The organism is Actinacidiphila glaucinigra (assembly GCF_900188405.1).
GTDB lineage: Bacteria > Actinomycetota > Actinomycetes > Streptomycetales > Streptomycetaceae > Actinacidiphila > Actinacidiphila glaucinigra.
In genome coordinates this window covers 1-19,959 of record NZ_FZOF01000055.1, presented here as the reverse complement: position 1 = coordinate 19,959, position 19,959 = coordinate 1, and the positions used below count along the sequence as shown (strand labels likewise).

19 protein-coding genes are annotated in these 19,959 nt (G+C 74.1%); 8 read left to right on the top strand and 11 right to left on the bottom strand.

All coding sequences use genetic code 11. The annotated features are described in order from the left end of the window. Positions 1–40 precede the first annotated feature (40 nt). The 7 genes from CHF15_RS42690 to CHF15_RS42660 all read right to left on the bottom strand — a co-directional run bounded on the left by CHF15_RS42690 (position 41) and on the right by CHF15_RS42660 (position 6,508). A complete protein-coding gene (locus CHF15_RS42690; protein ID WP_089229347.1) occupies positions 41–688 on the bottom strand; it encodes a response regulator in 648 nt (215 codons plus the stop codon). Continuing rightward, a complete protein-coding gene (locus CHF15_RS42685) occupies positions 685–1,836 on the bottom strand; it encodes a sensor histidine kinase (protein ID WP_089229346.1) in 1,152 nt (383 codons plus the stop codon). The genes CHF15_RS42690 and CHF15_RS42685 overlap by 4 nt, the downstream gene beginning before the upstream one ends. A gap of 65 nt (positions 1,837–1,901) precedes the next feature. Continuing rightward, entirely contained in the window at positions 1,902–2,138 is a 237-nt protein-coding gene (locus CHF15_RS42680; RefSeq protein ID WP_089229345.1) for a hypothetical protein, read from the bottom strand. Continuing rightward, positions 2,135–3,136: a D-alanine--D-alanine ligase family protein gene (locus tag CHF15_RS42675; RefSeq protein ID WP_089229344.1), complete on the bottom strand. Its 1,002-nt coding sequence runs from the start codon at positions 3,134–3,136 to the stop codon at positions 2,135–2,137. Before CHF15_RS42675 ends, CHF15_RS42680 begins: the two co-directional genes overlap by 4 nt. After that, positions 3,133–4,311 carry an alanine racemase gene (gene alr / locus CHF15_RS42670; protein WP_089229343.1) on the bottom strand — a complete coding sequence of 393 codons (1,179 nt, stop codon included), beginning with the start codon at positions 4,309–4,311 and terminating at the stop codon, positions 3,133–3,135. Before alr ends, CHF15_RS42675 begins: the two co-directional genes overlap by 4 nt. Before the next feature lie 402 nt (positions 4,312–4,713). Beyond that, positions 4,714–5,535 carry a GNAT family N-acetyltransferase gene (locus tag CHF15_RS42665; RefSeq protein ID WP_089229342.1) on the bottom strand — a complete coding sequence of 274 codons (822 nt, stop codon included), beginning with the start codon at positions 5,533–5,535 and terminating at the stop codon, positions 4,714–4,716. Positions 5,536–5,614: 79 nt separating this feature from the next. Further along, positions 5,615–6,508, bottom strand: coding sequence for a helix-turn-helix domain-containing protein (locus CHF15_RS42660; protein WP_089229341.1), 894 nt, complete (start codon positions 6,506–6,508; stop codon positions 5,615–5,617). Positions 6,509–6,793: 285 nt separating this feature from the next. Here CHF15_RS42660 and CHF15_RS42655 point away from each other — a divergent pair, with 285 nt between their 5' ends. Further along, positions 6,794–9,235, top strand: coding sequence for a SpoIIE family protein phosphatase (locus CHF15_RS42655; protein WP_179280245.1), 2,442 nt, complete (start codon positions 6,794–6,796; stop codon positions 9,233–9,235). A 36-nt stretch (positions 9,236–9,271) separates the two neighbouring features. Here the strand turns inward: CHF15_RS42655 and CHF15_RS42650 are convergent, their stop codons facing one another. Further along, positions 9,272–10,087, bottom strand: coding sequence for a hypothetical protein (locus tag CHF15_RS42650; protein ID WP_089229339.1), 816 nt, complete (start codon positions 10,085–10,087; stop codon positions 9,272–9,274). A gap of 491 nt (positions 10,088–10,578) precedes the next feature. Between CHF15_RS42650 and CHF15_RS42645 the strand changes: the two genes are divergently transcribed. The 4 genes from CHF15_RS42645 (at position 10,579) to CHF15_RS42630 (ending at position 13,576) form a co-directional block, all read left to right on the top strand. After that, positions 10,579–11,484 carry a TIGR03619 family F420-dependent LLM class oxidoreductase gene (locus tag CHF15_RS42645; RefSeq protein WP_089229338.1) on the top strand — a complete coding sequence of 302 codons (906 nt, stop codon included), beginning with the start codon at positions 10,579–10,581 and terminating at the stop codon, positions 11,482–11,484. 115 nt (positions 11,485–11,599) lie between these two features. Next, a complete protein-coding gene (locus CHF15_RS42640; RefSeq protein ID WP_089229337.1) occupies positions 11,600–11,818 on the top strand; it encodes a hypothetical protein in 219 nt (72 codons plus the stop codon). Positions 11,819–11,956: 138 nt separating this feature from the next. Next, positions 11,957–12,895, top strand: a complete 939-nt coding sequence (locus CHF15_RS42635; RefSeq protein WP_089229336.1) for a helix-turn-helix domain-containing protein — start codon at positions 11,957–11,959, stop codon at positions 12,893–12,895. A gap of 102 nt (positions 12,896–12,997) precedes the next feature. Next, positions 12,998–13,576, top strand: coding sequence for a TetR/AcrR family transcriptional regulator (locus CHF15_RS42630; protein ID WP_089229335.1), 579 nt, complete (start codon positions 12,998–13,000; stop codon positions 13,574–13,576). Here the strand turns inward: CHF15_RS42630 and CHF15_RS42625 are convergent. Continuing rightward, entirely contained in the window at positions 13,509–14,504 is a 996-nt protein-coding gene (locus CHF15_RS42625) for a LysR family transcriptional regulator (RefSeq protein ID WP_089229334.1), read from the bottom strand. The genes CHF15_RS42630 and CHF15_RS42625 overlap by 68 nt on opposite strands. A gap of 144 nt (positions 14,505–14,648) precedes the next feature. Between CHF15_RS42625 and CHF15_RS42620 the strand changes: the two genes are divergently transcribed. Together CHF15_RS42620 and CHF15_RS42615 are read left to right on the top strand one after the other, a co-directional pair. Further along, on the top strand, positions 14,649–15,881 hold the full coding sequence (locus tag CHF15_RS42620) for an MFS transporter (RefSeq protein ID WP_089229333.1): 1,233 nt from the start codon (positions 14,649–14,651) through the stop codon (positions 15,879–15,881). 77 nt (positions 15,882–15,958) lie between these two features. Next, complete coding sequence (locus tag CHF15_RS42615) at positions 15,959–16,933, top strand: TAXI family TRAP transporter solute-binding subunit (RefSeq protein WP_089229332.1); 975 nt, start codon at positions 15,959–15,961, stop codon at positions 16,931–16,933. Here CHF15_RS42615 and CHF15_RS42610 read toward each other — a convergent pair. After that, complete coding sequence (locus tag CHF15_RS42610; RefSeq protein WP_245939357.1) at positions 16,912–18,291, bottom strand: sensor histidine kinase; 1,380 nt, start codon at positions 18,289–18,291, stop codon at positions 16,912–16,914. The genes CHF15_RS42615 and CHF15_RS42610 overlap by 22 nt on opposite strands. Next, entirely contained in the window at positions 18,288–18,971 is a 684-nt protein-coding gene (locus CHF15_RS42605; RefSeq protein WP_089229331.1) for a response regulator, read from the bottom strand. The genes CHF15_RS42610 and CHF15_RS42605 overlap by 4 nt, the downstream gene beginning before the upstream one ends. 289 nt (positions 18,972–19,260) lie before the next feature. On the opposite strand from CHF15_RS42605, the gene CHF15_RS42600 reads away from it, so the two are divergent. Next, a partial coding sequence (locus tag CHF15_RS42600) for a serine hydrolase domain-containing protein (RefSeq protein WP_143681778.1) occupies positions 19,261–19,959 on the top strand: 699 nt, incomplete at its 3' end.

The following is a 19,959-nucleotide window of genomic DNA, read 5'->3' as shown; positions in this document are numbered from 1 at the left end:
GGCTCGTGGACGGCGCCCAGGTCCCCGAGGCGGGAGGCCGCTACTGTTCCGCGAGGCCGGAGCGCCAGGCCCACAGGGCGATCTCCACGCGGTTGCGGGCGGAGAGCTTGGTCTGGATGTTGCCCAGGTGGGTCTTGACGGTTCCCAGGGACACGAAGAGCGCGGCCGCTATCTCCGCGTTGGTCAGGCCCTCGGCGACGAGGCGGGCGACGTCGGTCTCGCGCGAGGAGAGGCCCGATCCCACGGGGGCGGCGGTCCGCGGCGACCGCAGACCCTTCAGCAGGCGGATCGTGATCGCCGGGCTGACCAGCGCCTCTCCGGAGTGCGCCGCGCGCACCGCCTCGGTCAGCAGGGTCGGACCGGAGTCCTTGAGGAGAAAGCCGCAGGCGCCGTTGTTCAGCGCCTCGTGCACGTACTCGTCGTCGTCGAAGGTGGTGACGACCACGACCTTCGGGGAGCCCGCGGAGCCGGGGTGGTTCAGTTCGCGCAGTGCCTGAAGGCCGTCCATGCGCGGCATGCGGATGTCCATGAGGACGACGTCGGGCGCGAGCGCACGGGCCATCTCCAGCGCCTGGACACCGTCCTTGGCCTCCCCGACCACCTCGATGTCGTCCTCGGCGCCGAGGATCAGCGAGAAGCCGGTGCGGACCATGGTCTGGTCGTCGGCCAGCAGGACACGGATGGTCATCGAGCACCTCTGGTCGGTATGTGCGCCTGTACGGTCCAGCCCTCCGGGACCCTCGGGCCGGCGGTGAAGGAACCGCCGAGTGCCGCCGTCCGCTCGTGCAGGCCCTTGAGCCCGTAGCCGCCGTCCGGCGAGCGGCCGCCGCCCCGGCCGCGGCCGTCGTTGGAGACCTCGACCGTCACCGCCGCGGGCCGGCCGTGGCAGCGGACGAGGATGTCGAGTGTCCGGGCCTCGCCGGCGTGCTTGCGCACATTGGTGAGCGACTCCATGACCACCCGGTGCACGGCCGACTGGACGTCGATGGGGACGGTGTCGGCCTCGCCCTCGATGCTCAGCCGCACCTGCAGGCCGCTGTCGGAGGTGAAGTGACCGGCGAGGGCCGCGATGTCCGCGATCGTGCCCGGGGGCGAGAGCCTGGCGTGGGCGTCGGGTTCCCGCAGCAGGGTGACCATGCGGCGGATGGCGGTCATCGCCTCGTCACCGGCCGCCTCGATGCGTTCCAGGGCGGGAAGCACGGCCTGCGGCTTGCTGGCCGCCACGGTCTGCGCGGCCTGGGCCAGCACGACCATGCCCGTGACGTGGTGGGCGACGTAGTCGTGGAGATCGGACGCGATGCCCGTGCGCTGGGCCTGCTGGGCCGCGATCAGCTGGCGGTGGCGGTTGGTCTGGTACATGCGCAGGTACAGTCCCGCGGCACTGGTGATGACCCCGCCGAGCGCGATGACCAGGGCGAGCACCACCGCCGCCTTGGCGTTCCCCAGCCGGGTGGGCTGGAGCACCAGACCCGCCAGCAGGAGCGGGACCGCGAAGCCGGCGCGTACGGGTTCGGCCCGCCACGCGGCCAGCCCGATGAGGACGACGCCCACGACGGCGACGGTGAACCCGAAGGGCACGATGCCGTAGTCGACGCTCGGCACGGTGAGTGCCACCAGCACCAGGAAGGCTCCCAGGACCAGAACCCCGGTGCCCAGTGTCGCGGCCCTCAGACGCGGCATGACCACGGCGACGGCGATCGCCAGCAGGACCACGATCGGCTGGACCGCGTTGACGGCCACGTCCAGGGTCGCCAGGACCAGCAGCACCACGGCGCCGGCCAGCCAGCCGATGGTCCGCAGAAACCGCTCGAAGGGGCCGTCGGCGCTGTTCCTCACGTTCCCGTCTTCTCCGTTTCCGCTCACCGACCGGGCGGAGGCCGCTCCGGGTGTCCTGTCCAGTGTCACCGATCCGCCTCGGAGGACCGGGGTCCGCTCTCACGGGCCGGGGACGGACCGGGAGGGCGGCCGGCGTCGCGCGGGTCCGTTCCCGTGCCCAGGACCACCACGTCGAGGACGGCCTGGGCGTAGACCCGGGCGGTGCGCAGCAGGCGGTGCACCGGGGGTTCCCCGGGAGTGCCGCCGTGGTGGGCCGGGGGACGGGCGGGATCGCCGTCGCCGGCGCGGTGCTGCCCGGTCACCGTCGCACCTGCCCGGCGGTCGCACCGGCGGCGAGGGCGCCCCGAACGAGTTCGTCGAGCAGCGCGGGGTACGTCAGTCCCTGGTGCGCGAACATCTTGGGGACCTGGGACTGCGCGGTCATGCCGGGCATCGTGTTGACCTCGTTCAGGACGGGACCGTCGGGGGTGAGGAAGAAGTCGCAGCGCGCCACTCCGCGGCAGCCCAGCGCGGTGAAGAGGGCGCGGGAGGCCTCGGCCAGCCCGTCGTGCTCCTCGGCGGAGAGCGGGGCGGGGATCAGGAACCGGGCGCCGCCGTCGTACTTCTGCTCGGTGTCGAAGAGGCGTCCGTCGTCCAGCAGGATCTCCAGGGGCGGCCCCACCGCCAGTGCGCCGTCCGCGCGCTGCAGCACGGCGAGGTCCACCTCGCGGCCGGTCACCAGATCCTCGACCAGCACCCTGTCGTCGATCCGGAGCGCGGCGGCGATCGCCGGGGCGAGGTCCGCCTCCTCGGTGACGAGGGACACGCCGTGGCTTGACCCCGCGGCGACGGGCTTGACGACGACCGGGCGGTCGAAGCGCACCCGGTCGGCGCTGTCCGCGGTGACCAGGTACCCGGGGGCCACGGCGATGCCCACGGCCTCGGCCACCAGCTTCGTCGCCCACTTGTCCATGGCCAGGGCGCCGGCCCGGACTCCCGCACCGACGTACGGCAGGTCCGCCAGGTCCAGCAGCGCGGCGAGTGTGCCGTCCTCGCCCTGGGGGCCGTGCATCACCGGGAAGACCACGTCGCAGCCTCCCAGTACGCCGAGTGCCGCGGACATGCTCGCCGCGGAGGAGCCGCCCAGTGGCAGTCCGGCGCCGTCCCGCCACACCCCGTCCCGTCCGATGGTGAGGGCCACGACGTCGTGGGCGGCCGGGTCGAGCGCCGATCCGACGGACGCGGCGGACGCCAGGGAGACCTCGTGCTCGGCGCTGCGGCCGCCGCCGATGACGGCGACACGGATGCGGGCGGCGGTCACGCGGCCACCCCCGAGTGGTGCACGGTGCGGCGCAGGCGGGTGCCCAGGCCGGTGACGATCTCGTGCTCTATGGTCCCGGACCACCGGGCCCAGTCCCGGACGGTGGGCTCGCCGGCGTCGCCCGCCCCGAAGACGGTCGCGATGTCGCCGGGTACGGCCGGGCGATCGCCGCAGTCCACGATCACCTGGTCCATGGAGACGCGTCCCACCACGGGACGGCGGCGACCGGCGAGGAGCACCTCGGCGCGGCCGGACGCCGCGCGGGGAAGCCCGTCCGCGTATCCGACGGCGAGCAGGGCCAGGTGGGTACGCCGCGCGGCGGTCCACGCGTGCCCGTAACCGGCCCGGGTACCGGCCGGCACCGTGCGCGCGGACACCACGGGCGCCGTCAGCGTCAGTGCGGGGCGCAGCCCCGTCGTGCGCGTCGGGTCGATGCCGTAGAGGCCGGCGCCGACGCGGCTGAGGTCGAAGCGGGTCCGCGGGTCGGTGAGGGTCGCCGAGGTCGCGGCCAGATGCCGGATGCCCGGCCGCAGCCCGGCCCGTGCCGCGACGGCCGACGCCGTGCGGAACAGTTCGAGTGCGCGGTCGGTGCACGCGTCCCCCGGGGTGTCCGCGCAGCCGAGGTGGCCCATCACACCCGTCACCCGGACCAGGCCGCCTCGCTCCGCCTCCCGGGCCTGCCGGCACAGGTCGGGCCACTGCGCGGGGTCGGCACCGTCACGCGCCATACCGGTGTCGAGGTGCAGGTGCACCGTCGCGGGCCGTCCGGTCCGCGACGCGGCGCGGACCACCGCGGCCAGGTGCTCGCGACCTGGTACGGCGACCGAGACGTCGGCCCGCAGGGCCGCCTCGAAGTCGGCCTCCACCGGATTGAGCCAGCTCAGGATCGGTACGCGCAGCCCCGCGCATCGCAGCGACAGGGCCTCCTCGACGGAGGTGACGCCGAGCGAGCTCGCGCCCGCGCCCAGTGCCGCCCGGGCGGTCTCCACCGCACCGTGTCCAAAGCCGTCGGCCTTGACCACCGCCATCAGGCGGGTCGCACGGGCCGCGAGGACGCGGGTGTTCGCCGCGACCGCCGCCAGGTCCAGACGCAGTTCCGGGCCCGCCGCGCGGCCGGGTGGGCGGGCAGGGTCGGTGACGCGGACGGCGGGGGCGGTCAGTGGTGCGCAAGGCATGGGAAGCCCTTCGGGGTGTCGCGGTCGGGCCGGTGCCGCGGGGGCGGGGCGGACACGAGGCGTCACCGTGGTGAGGGTGGGTCGCGGCCCGCGCCGGCGTGGGTACCGGGGGCCCGGAGCGACGGCCGGGGCAAGGGTGCCCGCGGGTCCGGTACGTGGCGTGGAGCTCATGGCAAGCACGCTACGAAGCCCCCGCGACCACCCGCTTCGGGCGGAAGTCAGACCTCTTCACGGTGCGCTACGACTTTCGGCCGATGCCCGCCTCAGCCCTGGTGACGAGGCCTCCGGCCGACCGCCGACAGGCGCCCCGGCGATCGCCTGCCGCACGACGGGACGCCTGCCGCGGGGGGTCCCACCCGCGGCAGGCGCCCTCTGCAGGGCGGCGGCACGCGCCGCCGGGCGTCACGCGGGCAGGGCGAAGAGCCGGTACTCGGAGACCGTCGTGAAGCCGAGGCCGCGGTAGAGGGGCTCGCCCGCGGGGCTGGCCATGAGGGCTGCGAACTCCATCCCGCGGTCGTGTCCGACGCGGAGTGCGGCCGCCGTGAGGACCGTGCCGATGCCGCGGCGACGGTGGGTCCCGGAGACGTGGACGAGGAAGATCCCCGCATGGCCGTGCGCCGCGATGACCACGGTCGTGCCGACGATGCGGCCGTCGAGCACCGCGGCGAGGCGCACGACGTCCGCGTTGTCCGAGCGCTGCGCCTCGATACGCGTCATGTCGTCCTCGAGACCCGGCGGGATGCCCATGGAGGTGCTGTAGGTGCGGACGAACTCCGCCAGGCGCGCGGGTCCCTCGACCGTCTCGATCCGCAGCCCGTCCGCGCGTTCCCCGGCTTCGACGACCTGGTCCAGCGGCCGGACCATCACCGGGACGGAACCCAGTTCCAGCAGCCCGTGCCGGGCGAGCTCGGCCGGCGTGCCCTCGGGGCTGTCCGGGCCCACCCACCACCACCAGGGGAGGTCGGCGAGCCGGGCCCGGGCCTTCGCGGCGGCCTGCCCGACTCCGTGCAGGGAGGGGGTGCGGACCACGCCGTTGAACTGCGGGGTCGCGAGTCCGCTGCGGTAGTAGTCGGGTTCGCCTTCACCGCGTTCCTCCGCGCCCCATCCGAGCAGGTACTGGCGGAAGTTGGCGGTCACCCGGGCGAGGTCGACGCCGTGCCCGGGGCTCGTCGCGGATCCTCCGTCCGGCGCAGGCGTCACCGTCGGAATTCGTGTGTCTGTCATCCTCGTTGCCTTCGCTGTCCGGGCGCCGCGTACCGGCGCGCCCGGAGTCGTCGTACGTCGCGGGACCGGAGTGCCGCGCTCACCGTTCCGTCGTGGCCCGACGGTCCCGGTTCTCCCCCACCGCGGTGCGGCCGGAGGCGCTGAGATTGCCGAGCATCTGCAGGAGTTCCGCGTTGCGGCTGCCCGGCTCGGGGTGGAACACCACCAGGATGAGTCCGCCGCTCCCGGCGATGGCCAGCTTGTTCGACCGCAGCTCCAGGTCGCCGACCTGGGGGTGCCGCAGTCGGGAGACCTGGCCCGTGTGGGGCGTGACGTCGTGGCGGGCCCACAGGTCGCGGAAGCGGTCGCTGCGGAGGGAGAGTTCGCCGACCAGTTCGGTCAGCCGGGGGTCGTCGACGTCCGGCCCGGCCAGGGCGCGCAGGGTGGCCACGCCCTTGCGGGTCATCAACTCCCAGTCGATGCGCCGTTCGCGTTCCGACGGGTCGAGGAACGCGGCCGCCAGCAGGTTCACACCCGGGGCGTAGTGCGGCGACAGGGCCGACGCCAGGTCGTTGGCGGCGAGGACGTCGAAGAAGCGGTTCTGCACCCAGGCGGGGTTGCCGCTCCATCCGTCGATCAGTTCACGGATGCTCTGTGACACCTGTTCTGAGCGCGGTGCGCGGCCGCCGGGCCGCGTCCGGGCGGACGCGTGGGTCGCCTGGGCCCGCGTCAGACCGCTCATGTAGTCGGCGGCGTCCTGGTCCAGGGTCAGCGCCCGCGCGATCGCGTTGAGCACCTGCGGTGACGGATTGCGGTCACGTCCCTGTTCCAGCCGGAGGTAGTAGTCCGTACTGATCCCGGCGAGCATCGCGACCTCTTCCCGTCGCAGACCCTCGACCCGCCGTGTCCCGCTGATGCCGATGCCGACGTCCGCCGGCCGAACCAGCCGCCTCCGAGCCCGCAGGAACTCACCCAGCGCATTCGAAGCGTCCATGCCCTCGACCGTAACCAACTCCGCCCGCAGGTGAGTGGCCCCCTTGGTACCAGGCACAACCGGACGCCGGTCCGCGCGAGTCGTACACCCCGAGACGGCCGAGCCGTCACTGTCCGTGCGACCGGACCCCCACAGGTCGGGCGCGAGCGGATGGGTCTCGGTAGCCTGAGGGGTGGTACGGCCACGAGGCGGCCCTGCCGCGGGTTCAGCGACGGCAGCCGTCTCACCGGCATCCGGAACACCACCGGACCATCGGGATCGTCACCTTGCGTGACAGGACTGAGTATGGGCAATCCCTCACAGACTCCTTCCGGGCGCCGCTTCACGGGAGCGTCCGGCGACGAGGACATCGCCGGCTTCGTCCTCGACGACGGCGTCGTCTCCGCGTGGAGTGCCGCAGCCGAGCGGCTCCTCGGCTTCCGGCCCGCGGACGTCATCGGGCGCCCGGCGGCCGCGCTGTGGCCGGAGGCGTTCGCCGGACCCTCCGGGGACGCCGCCGCACGGGGGACCGGTCCGGCACAACGCGCCGTCCTCACCCGCCGTGACGGCGGCCGCGCCGACGTCGTCCTCCGCACGTCGCGGTTGCTCGAACCGGGTGGGCACGAGGGCGGCGGCACCATGGTCGTCGCGGTCCCCGCGCCCCCTCCGGCCGCCGCGGAGGGCCAGGCGATCCTGGAGGCACTCTTCACGCAGGCGCCCATCGGCATCGCCGTGTACGACCGGGACCTGCGCTTCGTACGGATCAACTCGGCCCTGGAGCGCATCCACGGGTTCCCCGAGGACAAGGCCCTCGGCCGATCCGTCGGCGAGGTCCTCCCGGGCCTGGACGCCACGGCGATCGAGCGCCGGATCAAGGGGGTTCTGGACAGCGGCCGGCCCGTCGTCAACGCCGTCCACCAGGGGCGCACCGCGGCCGATCCGGACCGGGAGCACGTCTGGCACGTCTCCTCGGTCGTCCTGACCGCGCCGGACGGCGACATCCTCGGCGTCACCGATCTGATCGTCGACATCACCGACCGCCACCGGACCCGCGAACGCCTCGCGCTCCTCGACGAGGCCGCCATGCTCATCGGCACCACGCTGGACGTGCGGCGCACGGCGGAGGAGCTCGTGGACGTACTCGTTCCGCGGCTCGCCGACGTGGCGACGATCGACCTCCTCGACGACGTCGTGGAGGGCGCGGAGCCGGAGCCGATGCGCCGCGGACCCGTCGCGGTGCGCTCCCTCGCCCGCACCGCCGTCGACCCGGAGATCATCAGCCGGATCCGGCAGCCCGGGGAGCTGCAGAACTACCCACCGGACTCGCCGCACGTGCAGAGCCTCGCCGACGGCAGGCCGCGGCTGATCCCCGTGCTCGACCCCGGTGCCGACTGGCTGTGCGACAGCGCCGACGAGCGGATGCAGGCGATGGTCAGGTACGGCATCGACTCCCTGATCCTCGTTCCGCTGCGCGCGCGGGACGCGACCTTGGGGCTGGTGCACCTGTACCGGGGGCGCGCGAGGGAGCCCTTCGAACCCGACGACCTCGTCCTCGCCCAGGACATCGTCGCGCGCGCCGCGGTCTGCCTGGACAACGCCCGCCGCTACACCAACGAGCACATGGCCGCCCTCACCCTCCACGCGAGCATGCTGCCGCGCAGCGTCCCCGACCAGAGCGCGGTCGAGGTGGCGCAGCACTACCGGCCGTCGCGGGTGCACGCGGGGGTGAGCGGTGACTGGTTCGACGTGATCCCGCTGTCGGGCGCCCGCGTCGCCCTGGTGGTGGGCGCGGTGCCGGGTACGGGATTCCAGGCGGCCGCGTGCATGGGGCACATCTGCTCCGCGATCCGCACGCTGGCCCAAGTGGACCTGACACCGGACGAGTTGCTCGGCCAGATCGACGACATGGTGCCGCGGCTGCTGGAGCGCGAGCACTCCACCGGGTCCGCGCCGGTGGTGGAGGGGCTGAAGGGCTCGACGTGTCTGTACGCCGTCTACGACCCCGTCTCGCGGCGGTGCGTGATGGCGAGTGCCGGGCATCCGCCGCCCGCGGTCGTCAGCCGTGCCGGGGACGTGGTGATCCCCGACGTGCCGATCAACAACCCCCTCGGACAGGGGGACCCGGTGTTCGAGCCACTGGACCTGGAACTCGCCGAAGGCAGCACCCTGGTGTTCTCCAGCCACAGCCTCCAGCGCCCCACGGACACGTCCGAGACGCTCGCCGCCCGCCTCAGTTCCGTCGTCGCCGACCGGGGCCGCCCGATCGAGGAGACCTGCCGCGCCATCTCCGACCTGGTCGCCGCCCACCTCACGATGGAGGACGGCCTGGCCCTGCTCCTCGCCCGGACCCGGCCCCTCGACCCGGGGAAGCTGGCCACGTGGACCGTGCCCCCTCTCCCGGCGGCGGTGGGCGACATGCGCTCGCTGGTGCTGCGGCAGCTCGACCAGTGGGGCCTGGAACACCTCGCCTTCTCCACCGAACTCATCGTCAGCGAGCTGATCACCAACGCCATCCGGCACGGGCAGGGCCCGATCCGGCTGCGGCTGATCCTGGACCGTACGCTCATCTGCGAGGTCAGCGACTCGGCGAGCACGTCGCCGCACATCCGCCGGGCGGCCACCACCGACGAGGGCGGACGCGGGCTCTTCCTGGTGGCGCAGTGCTCGCGCCGCTGGGGCACCCGGTACGCACTGGCCGGCAAGACCATCTGGGCCGAGCAGCCCCTGGAAGCCGACCCGGCGGCCTGACGCGAGCCTGAGGCGGCGATCAGCCTGAGGCGGCGATCAGCGGGCGCCGGCGCGCGGGAAGGGCAGCAGCTCGGTGGCGAACCTCAGGAACTGCAACAGCGGCGCGCCCGCGGTGACCAGGGAAGCCGGGCGCAGGGGGAGCCCGTCCGGCCCCTCCTCGCAGCAGGCCGAGTAGACCTCGCGCACGACGTGCGCCGCTCTGTCGACCCGCTCCGCCAGGCGCTCGTCCCCGCCCTCGGGCGCGTTCCGCAACCGGCCGTGCACGGCGTCGCGTTCCCGTTCCAGGAGCGCCGCGAGATGCGTCGTCGTGCCCTCCGCGAGCAGCCGGCGGGCGGAGCCGAAGGCCGTCCCCGTCGCCGCGGCCCACGCGTAGGGCGCGTCCGCGCTCCGCAGCGGGGTGCCGCCGGCCGAACTCGTCAGCCCGTCCGGTACGAACAGCTCACGCAGCCGGTAGCCGTCGACGCCCTCGGCGCCCTGGGTGCGGCGTACGACGAACACCGGCCGGCCGCCCTCGACCAGGGCCGGCAGGGCCACCCACCGGGCGCCACGGGCGGCCGGCGCGAGCCGCCACTCCCCCGAGAGCACATGGCCTCCGTCGGCCGGACGCGCCCAGGGCACCGTCCGCGGGTCGTCGTCGGCGGGTTCGGCCTCGGGCAGCGGCGCGGCCCAGTGGCAACCGCTCACGAAGTCGGACCACGCCGCGCCCGGCCGGGCGTGCCCCAGTGCCTCGCAGGCGGTGAAGACCTCGTCCAGGGGGGTACCGGGCCCTGGGAGGCGCGCCGATGCGGCGCGTTCCCGGGGGCCCGTGCCCCTGCCGGCGTCGGCGAGCGCGAGCTGTCCCTGGGGGTGCATGGGGGGAGTCCTTCCGAATGACGTTCCCGGGAGGCCACGTGGAGGCGCCGCCCTCCTGGGGCGACGCACACACCGGTCCGCGGTCGCCGGGGTCCTGGGACGAGGGCGGCCTTCTCCCCGGCCGGGCGGCAGATGCCGCCCTCGGGCCGGGCGCGGGCGGAACGCCCGGTGCGGTCCAGGTCCTCTCCTGGGTGGTCTCCCACTGTGCACGCCCACCGTCCCCGGCGGCAGTGCCCTGGCGGTCCTGGGAGCGGGAGGACCAGTCACCTCGGCGGCACGCGCGCACAGCGGCGGCCCGGACGTGTCGATCCGCACCGCCGCCCCGACGCCGGGGAGGCGGTGGGTGGTCCCGGCTGCTCCCAGGATCGGCAGGGCCTTCACCGCGGGTCCGGGAGCCAGCAGGCTGGGTACGGTCTACGGCTTCATCGCGGGCCCGTGACGTGGGCGACCGCCGTGTCCGGCGTGCTCTCCAAGGCGAACGAAGGGTTTCCATGAAGATCGGGTTTGCGCTTCCGTACCTCCACCACGTGGCCCATCAGGTCGACCGGACGGCGGAGTTCGCCCGGGAGGCCGAGAAGGCCGGTGCGGCGAGCCTGTGGGCGGGCGACCGGAACTTCGCCGCCGTCAGCCCCACGATCGGGGCGACCGGCCCCGGCACCGCGATCCCGGTGGAGTACCGGACCGCGGCGGACCCCTTCGTTCTGCTCGGTGTGGCGGCCGCCGCCACCGAGCGCGTGCAGTTGGGCACCAACGTCCTCATCGCGCCGGTCTACGCGCCCGCGCAGCTGGCCCGCGGCCTGACCACGATCGACCGGATCAGCGGCGGGCGGCTCATACCGGGCTTCGGTGTTGGCTGGTCGCCCGAGGAATTCACGGCGGCCAATGTGGACTTCGGCAAGCGCGGCGGCCGCACCGACGAGATGCTCGACGCCCTCGAACTGCTCTGGACCCAGGACCCGGTGGAGTACCACGGACGACACCTGGAGCTTCCGCTGCAGCACTCGCCGCTGAAGCCCGTGCAGAAGCCCCGCCCGCCCTTCTACCTCGGCGCGCCCAGCGGGGCCCCCGCGGCGCTCCGGCGCGTCGGGGAACGTGCGGACGGCTGGCTGCCCGCGTGTGTCGTCCCGGTTTACGTCGACGCCGACACGGTGCTGGCGCAGCGCGCCCTCATCGACGAGTTCGCCAGTGAGGCCGGGCGCGACCCTTCACTGCTGGACACCGTCATGCGGGTCAACGTCGTGGAGGGGACCCCGACGGCCCGGGTCGCCGACGCCGTCAAGTCGCTCTCCGACCGGACGGGCATCGAGCACTTCATGGTGGAGTCCATGTCGCTCCCCCACATCGACGCCGTGCTGGACCTGGTCACGGAGCTGCTGATGCTCGTCGAGCGCGGCTGACCGCCCGCCCGTCACCCTGCGCGATTCACCCGTTCGGCGGCTCCTTGGTCGCAGCCTCGGGGCGATCGGCGTCCCATGAGCGTGACCGCATCCGCGTTCGAGTGGGAGGTCGCCGATGTACGACATGCGCGCCGAACCCATGGCGTCGGAAACCGGATCCGCCCGGTTGTGGCACGTTCTGCAGCTTGACGGAAGTGCCCTCTGCGGCCGCGCGCTCGCCGCGCGGCCCGTTGCGGCTTCCGACGACGACTGCCGCGACGAGTACTGCACCCCCTGCATGACGGCGGTGGCGGCGGCCGCGTCCCGCCGCGGCAGGCTCCGCCCCACGACCTGAAACCGCCCCCCGGCCGGCAGGGTTGGACCTGCCGGCTTCCCATCCAGTATTGACTTGCGTACGCACGCACATTAATCCTGAGGTCGGACAACGTTGTCAGACGTCACGACGCCACCACACTTCCCGGAAGGGATCCGCATGCCCGAGACCGACGACGCCCTCGATGTCGAAGACAGCGTGTACCGGATGCTGGTCACGGCCGGACCGGTGTCGCGGGAGCACGTCGCGGCCGAGGTCGGCATCTCGGCCAAGGCGTCCGAGCAGGCGCTCGCGTCCCTGGTCGAGAGGGGTCTGGCCGCACCGGCCGACCGGCGGGCGGCACGGTTCACCGCCTCGCAGCCGGACGTGGAGTTCATGCTGCGGCTGCGGCAGCAGGCGGAGGCGCTCGACCGGGCGCGCGACATCGTCGGCGATCTGCTCAGAACCGTTCCGGGCACCGCGCGTCCGGACGGCCCCCGGCCCGCCATCGAGGCCGTCACCGGCGCCCGCGCCGTCCGCGGGCGCCTCGCGGAGCTCCAGTCCGAGGTGTTCCACGAGGTCGTCTGGTTCTGCGCGTCGCCGGAACTCCTCGCCGACGGCGGGACGTTCAACCCCGACGTGCGCCATCGGGTGCTCTGCGCCCGCACCGCCCTTCCCGACGGCGCCACTCCGACCGACACGGCGCACATCAACGGCTCCGTCCGTCTCGTCCACCACGTCCCCGTGGAACTCGCCATCGCCGACCGCAGCGTCGGGCTGTGCCGGCTCTCGCCCGCGGAGGGCGATGACGCGCTCCGGGAGCCCGCCGCGGTCGTCGTACGCGACGCGGGTGTGCTCGACGCGCTGCTGCTCCTCTTCGAGACCCAGTGGGACGTCTCGCTGCCGCCGCGCCCGGTCGCACCCCCTCCGCTGGGAGAGGCCGACCGCAGGCTGCTCGCCCTGCTCGCCGGAGGCGCCACGGACCGGACGGCCGCCCGGCACATGGGGGTGAGCCAGCGGACCCTCCAACGCCACGTGGGGCGGCTGATGGCGCTCGCCGGAGCCTCCACCCGCATGCAACTGGGCTGGCAGGCGGCCCGCCGGGAGTGGCTCCACTGAGGGGGCGCCGATCCGGTGAAACGGACCCCTGGGTCCGATACCATGGGGCACCGAACGCACGGGGCTGCGCCCCTCCTCGACCCCAGGCAGGCCGTCCGCCCCATGAGCCCTTCGCACTCCCCCGACCCGGACCGGCCGACGACCACGTCACCGCGACGGGCCGACGCCCGCCGCAACCACGAACGCGTGGTCGCCGCCGCGGTGGACGTCTTCCGCGAACACGGCACCCTGGCCACCGTCCCCCAGATCGCGGCGCGGGCCCAGGTCGGCAAGGCCACGGTCTACCGCAGCTTCCCCACCAAGGAGGACCTGCTGGAGACGGTCACCCGGCTGAGCCTGGCGGAGCTGGAGCGGCGCACCGCGGCGGCCCGGGCCGAGCCCGGCCCCGACGAGGCCTTCCGCTGCCACGTCCTCGCGCTCTTCGACGTCCTGGCCCGCGACCGCCTGCTCGCCGAGCGACTGGCGGACGCGGCCTCCCCGGCCGCCGTGTCGGTCCTGGAGTCGCTGACCGGCGCCATGGAGACCGCACGGGCGGCGGGGGCACTGCGCGATGACACCACCGCGCTGGATCTGCGCGTGCTCCTGTGCGGCACCGCACTCCAGTTGGTGCGGCTCAAGGAACCCGATCCGTCGGTCTGGCACCGCTACGCGGAGATGGTGCTGCGGGCCTTCGGTCGCTGACCGCCGCGGAAGGGGTTCGGGCGGCGTCCTGTGTACGCAGGCCGTCGCGGACCTGCTCCAGGAAGCGACGGGCGGCCGGGCCGGCCGCATGCCCCTTGGGCGAGACGAGGTCGACGCGGCGCAGCAGCGGGATCCCGGCCAGCGGGACGAGCCGGAGCGCGGCCGCGGGGCGCGGGCTCGCCGGGAAGTCGAGGCCCTCCGGCACCAGCGCGATACCCACGCCGGCGGCGACCAGGTCGAGGACCAGGGGCCATTCGTCGACCTCGCACACGGTGCGGCGGACGAGCCCGGCGTCCTGGAAGGCCTGGTCGACCTGGACGCGGATCGCCCAGTCCGCCGGGGTGTCCACGAAGCGCTCGCCGGCCAGCCGGTCGAGGGTGACCTCCCGCTCGGCCGCGAGCGGATGGCCGGGCGCGCACGCCATCACGATCGGTTCCGCGACGAGACGCACGACGTCGAGCCCCGTGCTGTGCTCGGGCACCACCGGCACCAGGGCGCAGTCCAGTTCGCCGTCCGCGACCATCTCCAGCATCCGCACGGCGGGCAGTTGCCGGACGGTGACGTCGACGCCGGGGTGCGCGAGTGCGAACTGCGCGACCCACGAGCTGAACGGCAGGGTGTGGCCGATCGTGTGCATCGCGCCGATGCGCAGCCGCCCCGTCAGGACGCCGTTCACGTCGCGTACGGCCTGCCGGGCCGCCTCCGCGGCGTCGAGGGCCTGCCGCGCCGCCGGGACCAGGGCCTCACCCGCGGGCGTCAGCCGCACCGGGCGCGTACCCCGTACGAAGAGCAGCGCCCCGACGTCCTTCTCCAGTGCGCGCACCGAGGAGGACAGGCCCGACTGGACAATCAGCTCCCTGGCCGCGGCCCGTGTGAAGCTGCGCTCCTCGGCGAGGGCGAGGAAATGGCGCAGGTGACGAAGTTCCACGGGCTCATCATCTCACGCAGAGATGGAATCCATCTCCAGCACATCTCCGAGAGCTGACGTGGTCTCCCGTCCGCCGGGCGTTGTGGACCTGTGCGGCAGGCGTCCGCCGCCCGCCGCTCATGGATCGAGCACAGAAAGAACAACATGACCGCGTCCCTCACCACGTCCGCCCTCGCGAGCACTCATCGGAGCCGGCATGCCAGCGGCTTCTGGTTCGTCGCCGCGGCATTCCTGTCCCTCATGGCCTTCGGTACCGTGCCGACCCCGCTCTGGCCGCTCTACCAGGCGCGGGACCACTTCGGGCCGACGGCGGTCACCGTGGCCTTCGCGGTCATGGTCCTCGGCGCGGCACTCGGCTTCGGCCTGCTGGGCCACCTCTCCGACCGGTTCGGCCGCCGCCGGATCATCGTCCCGGCGCTGCTCGTCGGCATCGCCTCCGCCGCCGTCCTCGCCGCGTGGCCGGACCTGCCCGGGCTCATCGTGGGCCGGATCATCACCGGGGTCTCCGTGGGCCTGATGGCGTCCACGGCCAGCGCGTACCTCAGCGATCTCTACCAGGTGGCCCGTCCCGACCGTGCCGGGTCGCACGTGCCCTCGCTCGTGGCGAGCGTCGCCAACCTCGGGGGCCTGGCCTTCGGGCCGCTGATCTCCGGGGCCCTCGCGCAGTGGGCCCCCGCTCCGCTGACCACCAGTTACCTCGTGTTCGCCGGCATCCTGGCGGTGCTGCTCGTGCTGCTGCTCGCGACTCCCGAGACCGTCGACACCGCGCTCAGGGCCGGCGACCGGCCCACCCGCTTCGCGCTGCGCCCGGGTCACGCGAGGGTGTTCGCCGCGGCGGCGGGCCTGGGTTTCTTCGCCTTCGCCCTGATGGGTCTGTTCTCCTCGCTGGGCGCCGTCATGGTCCGCGGCCGGCTCGGCATCACCTCGACGTTCGTCGTGGGGCTGGCGCCCTTCACCGCGTTCGCGGCCTCCGCGGCGGCCCAGCTCGCGCTGGGCGCGCTCGCGCAGCGGCGGCAGCTCGTCCTCGGCACCGCAACGTTCCCCGTCGGCATGGTGCTCACGGCCCTGGCGATCCACCGCCCGACGCTCGGCTTCTTCCTCTTCGCCGTCGCCGTCGCCGGCGCGGGCGCGGGGCTGGTGTTCAAGGCCGCGGTCGCGCAGACCGCCGCCGCGGCCGCTCCGGCCTCACGCGCCGGTGTGCTCGCGGTCTTCTTCGTCATCGCCTACCTCGGCATGGGCCTGCCGTCCGTGGCGTTCAGCCTCGTGATCCGGCACGCGGCGCTCGTGCCCACCATGATCGGCTTCGCCGCCGTCCTGTCGGCCGGCACGGTCCTCGCCGTCGTCACCTCCCTGCGTGGCGGCGCGGCCACCCGCTGACCGCGGGCACCCGGCCCCGGACCCCGGGTGGGCGTCCGGGGCCTGACACCGCCGCGGGAAGTGGCTAGCCTGCGCGGGTGATCCGCGCCGACGCCCCCACCGCGACCCGCCGGAGCCTGCTCGCCGCGGGCGGCGGTGCGGTCGCGGCGCTGCTCGCCGGGTGCGGCGGGGAGGCGGAGCCGGCGACACGGCTGAGGTTCGCGACGGGGGCGGTGGGCGGCCCGTACAACGCCTTCGGGAGGGCCCTGGCGCGGGCCGCGGAGGCGGGCGCCCGGCGCCTGGAGGTCGTACCGCTGGCGACCGCGGCGAGCGTGGACAACCTGCGCAGGCTGGACGGCGGTTCGGCGGAGCTCGCGCTGACGATGGCGGACGCGGCCGAGGACGCCGTGCTCGGGCGTGAGCTGTTCCCGCGGCGGGTCGCGGTGACCGCGCTGGCCCGGGTGTACGTCAACCACACGCATGTCGTGGTGCCGGCCCTGGGGCCCGTACGCGCGCTGGGGCAGCTCGCCGGGCGTCCCGTCGCCGCGGGCGCCTCCGGCTCGGGCGCGCAGGTCGTCGCGGAGCGGCTGCTGCGGGCGGCCGGGCTGACCGGCTCCCGGGCGGTGCGGGCGCGGCGGATGGAGGCGGCGGAGTCGGCCGTGGCGCTGCGCGACGGGGAGGTCGACGCGCTGATCTGGTCCGGAGGGGTGCCGACACCGCTGCTGGCCGACCTCGCCCGGGAGATGCCGCTGCGTTTCCTGGCCCTGGACGGTCACGTGGCGAGGCTGCGCGCCGCGTACGGTCCGGTGTACTCCGCGGTGACGATCCCGGCGGGAGCGTACGGGCTGCGCGAGCCGGTCGGCACGATCGGGGTGAGCAACTATCTGGCGGCCAGGGCCGACGTGCCGGAAGGCGCGGTGCGCGAGCTGCTGGCCCTGGTGTTCGACCGCCGGCGGGTGCTGCTGGCGGAGGTGACGGCGGGCGCGCGTCTGGAGCCGCGGTTCGCGATCTCCACCGGAAGCGTGCCGCTGCACCCGGGGGCGGCGGCGTACTACCGCTCGGTGTTCGGCTGAGCGGGCAGGCGGAGTTCGAAGCACAGCCCGTGCGGCGCGGCGGCCCGTACGGTGAGGCTGCCTCCGCTGCCGCGGGCGATCTCGTCGGCGATGGCGAGGCCCAGGCCGCTGCCGGGCGTGTTCTGGTGCCCGGGTGCGCGGCCGAAGCGCCGCAGCAGAAGGGGCAGTTGCTCCGGTGGGACACCCGGCCCGTCGTCGCCGACGAGCACCAGCAGTTCACCCTCGTGGCGGGCGGCGTGGACGTCCACCCGGCTCCCGGACGGCACGAACTTGGCGGCGTTGTCGAGGAGAGCGTCCAGGACGCGGCCGACGGCGTCGGGCAGGGCCCGGGTGCGCAGCCCGTGCTGCACGTCGGCGGTGAGGCTCAGCTCCGCGGCGGCGAACACCGGCTCCCAGGCGGCGCAGCGTCCCTGTACCGCCGCGGAGACGTCCTCGTCGGCGAGGGGGGCGGTGCCCGCCTCGACGCGGGCCAGGGCCAGGAGCCCGTCGAGGAGTTCCTCCAGCCGCTCGGCCTCGTCGAGGGCACGGGCGTGCTCGGCGCGACCGGGGGCGGAGGTCAGGTGCGGCTCGACGTTCTCCAGTTGCAGGACGAGGGTGGCGAGGGGGTTGCGGAGCTGGTGGGAGGCGTCGGCGACGAAGTCGCGCTGGCGGCCGATGGAGTCCGCCACGGCCTCGGCCATGGAGTTGAAGTGGCGCCGCAGTCGGCGCAGTTCGGGCGGCCCGGTGTCGGAGGCGGCACGGGCCCGGAGGCTGCCGGAGGCGATCCCCTCGACGGCGCGGTCCAGGTCGATCACGGGGCGCAGCAGCCAGCGGGCGATTCCCGCGGCGACGAGCGCCGCGGCGGTGAACGCACCAAGGGCGCCGAGGGCGATCAGCCACCAGCGCACGGCGACGTCGTGGCGGGCCGCGGCGGTGGGCACGGTCAGCAGGACGGCGCCGCTGAGGCGTTCGTCGCGGCCGACCGGTTCCGCCACGACGACGCTGTGCGGCCCCCAGGGGCGCAGTGTCGGCAGCCGGTCGGTGGACCGCCCGGTCAGGGCACGGCTGCCCGCCTCGGCGAGCGCGCCCGCGGGGGTGCGGGGGCCGGAGCGGGCGAGGGTGCTCCCGGCCGTGTCGGTGACCGTGACACCGGCTCCGTACAGCTGCGCGTAGCGCCGGATCTCGGCGGACAGCTCGGCCCGGTCCGCGGCGGTGCGCGCCCGTTCGGCCAGGTCGGCGAAGCGCACGGCCTCGGCGCGGCGCTGGAGCAGCAGGTGCTCGGTGCGCTCGCGGGCGTACGCGTCGGCGAGGGGCAGCGACAGCAGGAGGGCGGCGGCGCCCATCAGGGCCGTGAGGACGGCCAGCAGGCGGCGTCTCAACGGCCGTCCCCGAGGCGGTAGCCGAAGCCGCGTACGGTGCGGATCAGGGCGGGCCGGCCGGTCTTGGCCCGGATGCCCGCGACGTGGACGTCGAGGGAGCGGGACGCGGCGAGGAAGGCGTCGCCCCAGATCCGGTCGAGGATCTCCTCGCGGGAGTGGGCCTCCCCGGGCCGGGCGGCGAGATGGGCGAGGACGTCGAACTCGCGCCGGGTCAGCCGCACTTCCCCGCCCGCCACGGTGACGGTGCGGGAGACGGGGTCGATCTCGGTGTCGCCGACGGTGACCGGCGCGCCGGGCGGCGCGGGCCGGTCGCCCCCTGCCGCCGCCGGTCCGCTGCGGCGGCGCACGGTGTCGATCCGGGCGATCAGCTCCGCCATGCGGAAGGGCTTGACCACGTAGTCGTCGGCCCCGGCGCGCAGTCCCTGGACGATGTCGCGTTCCTCGCAGCGGGCGGTGACGACGATGAGCGGGGCGCCGCAGACGGTGCGCAGCCGCCGCAGCAGCTCCAGCCCGTCCAGGTCCGGGAGTCCGAGGTCGAGCAGGACGAACTCCGCCTCGTGCACGAACCGCAGGGCGTCCAGGGCCCGGCCGACGCGGCGCACGGTGTGCCCGCGCTGGGCCAGGGCAGTACCGAGGGCGTGGGCCATGCGGTCGTCGTCCTCGACGAGAAGCGCGTGCATCCGAGGGTGTCCTTGCTGCGTGGTGCGGAGGTTCCGGCGCCGTCGACGGCGGCTCTCCGGAGATTGGGAAAAGATCGCGAAGTCTGTCAACCATTCCTCGCCGGACGGTGGTTTGAGAGGTGGAGGGGGTATGTGCGACCCCCGCCCGTTCCACTGACAGTCTGCACGGCCGCTCCACCGGCGGGGACCCGGCGCGATCCGGGTTCCCGCCGACCCCGGGCGCGCCGTCGCCCCATCAGGCGGCGCCGCCCCACCACCGGTCATCTGTTCCCGGATCAGAAAGTCCAGCATGCGTATCAAGAACGCGGGCATCGTGCTCGCAAGCTGCACCGCGGTGGCCGCCCTGGCCGCCTCCCCCGCCGGCGCAGCCACGCCCACCCTGCCCGGCCCCTCCGCCAGTGCGGTGCTCGACGTCCAGAAGCAGGCGATGGCGAACGGCGCCCCGGGCGCGCTGACCCGTATCGACTCGGGCGGTTCGACCTACCGCATCGCGTCCGGGCAGTCGGACACCGTCGCGCGTACCGCGATGGACGCGGACCGGCGGTTCCGGGTCGGCAGCGTCAGCAAGAGCTTCACCACCGTGGTGCTGATGCAGCTCGTCGCGGAGGGCCGGATCGACCTCGACGCCCCGGCGAACACCTACCTGCCCCAGCCGCTGCCCGACGACCGCATCACCGTGCGGCACCTGCTCTCCCACCGCAGCGGCCTGTGGGACTACACCAACGACATGTTCTACTACACCGTCCCGGGCTTCGAATCGGTACGGAACAAGGTCTTCACCTACCAGGAACTCATCGACCTCTCCACCGCCCACCAGCCCACCAACGCTCCCGGCGCGGCCTACAGCTACTCCAACACCAACTTCGTGGTCCTCGGCGCCCTGATCGAGAACATCACCGGCGTGCCGATGGCCACCCACTACCAGCAGCGGATCCTCACCCCGCTGAACCTGAAGAACACCTCCTACGTCCACCCGCGGACCACCATC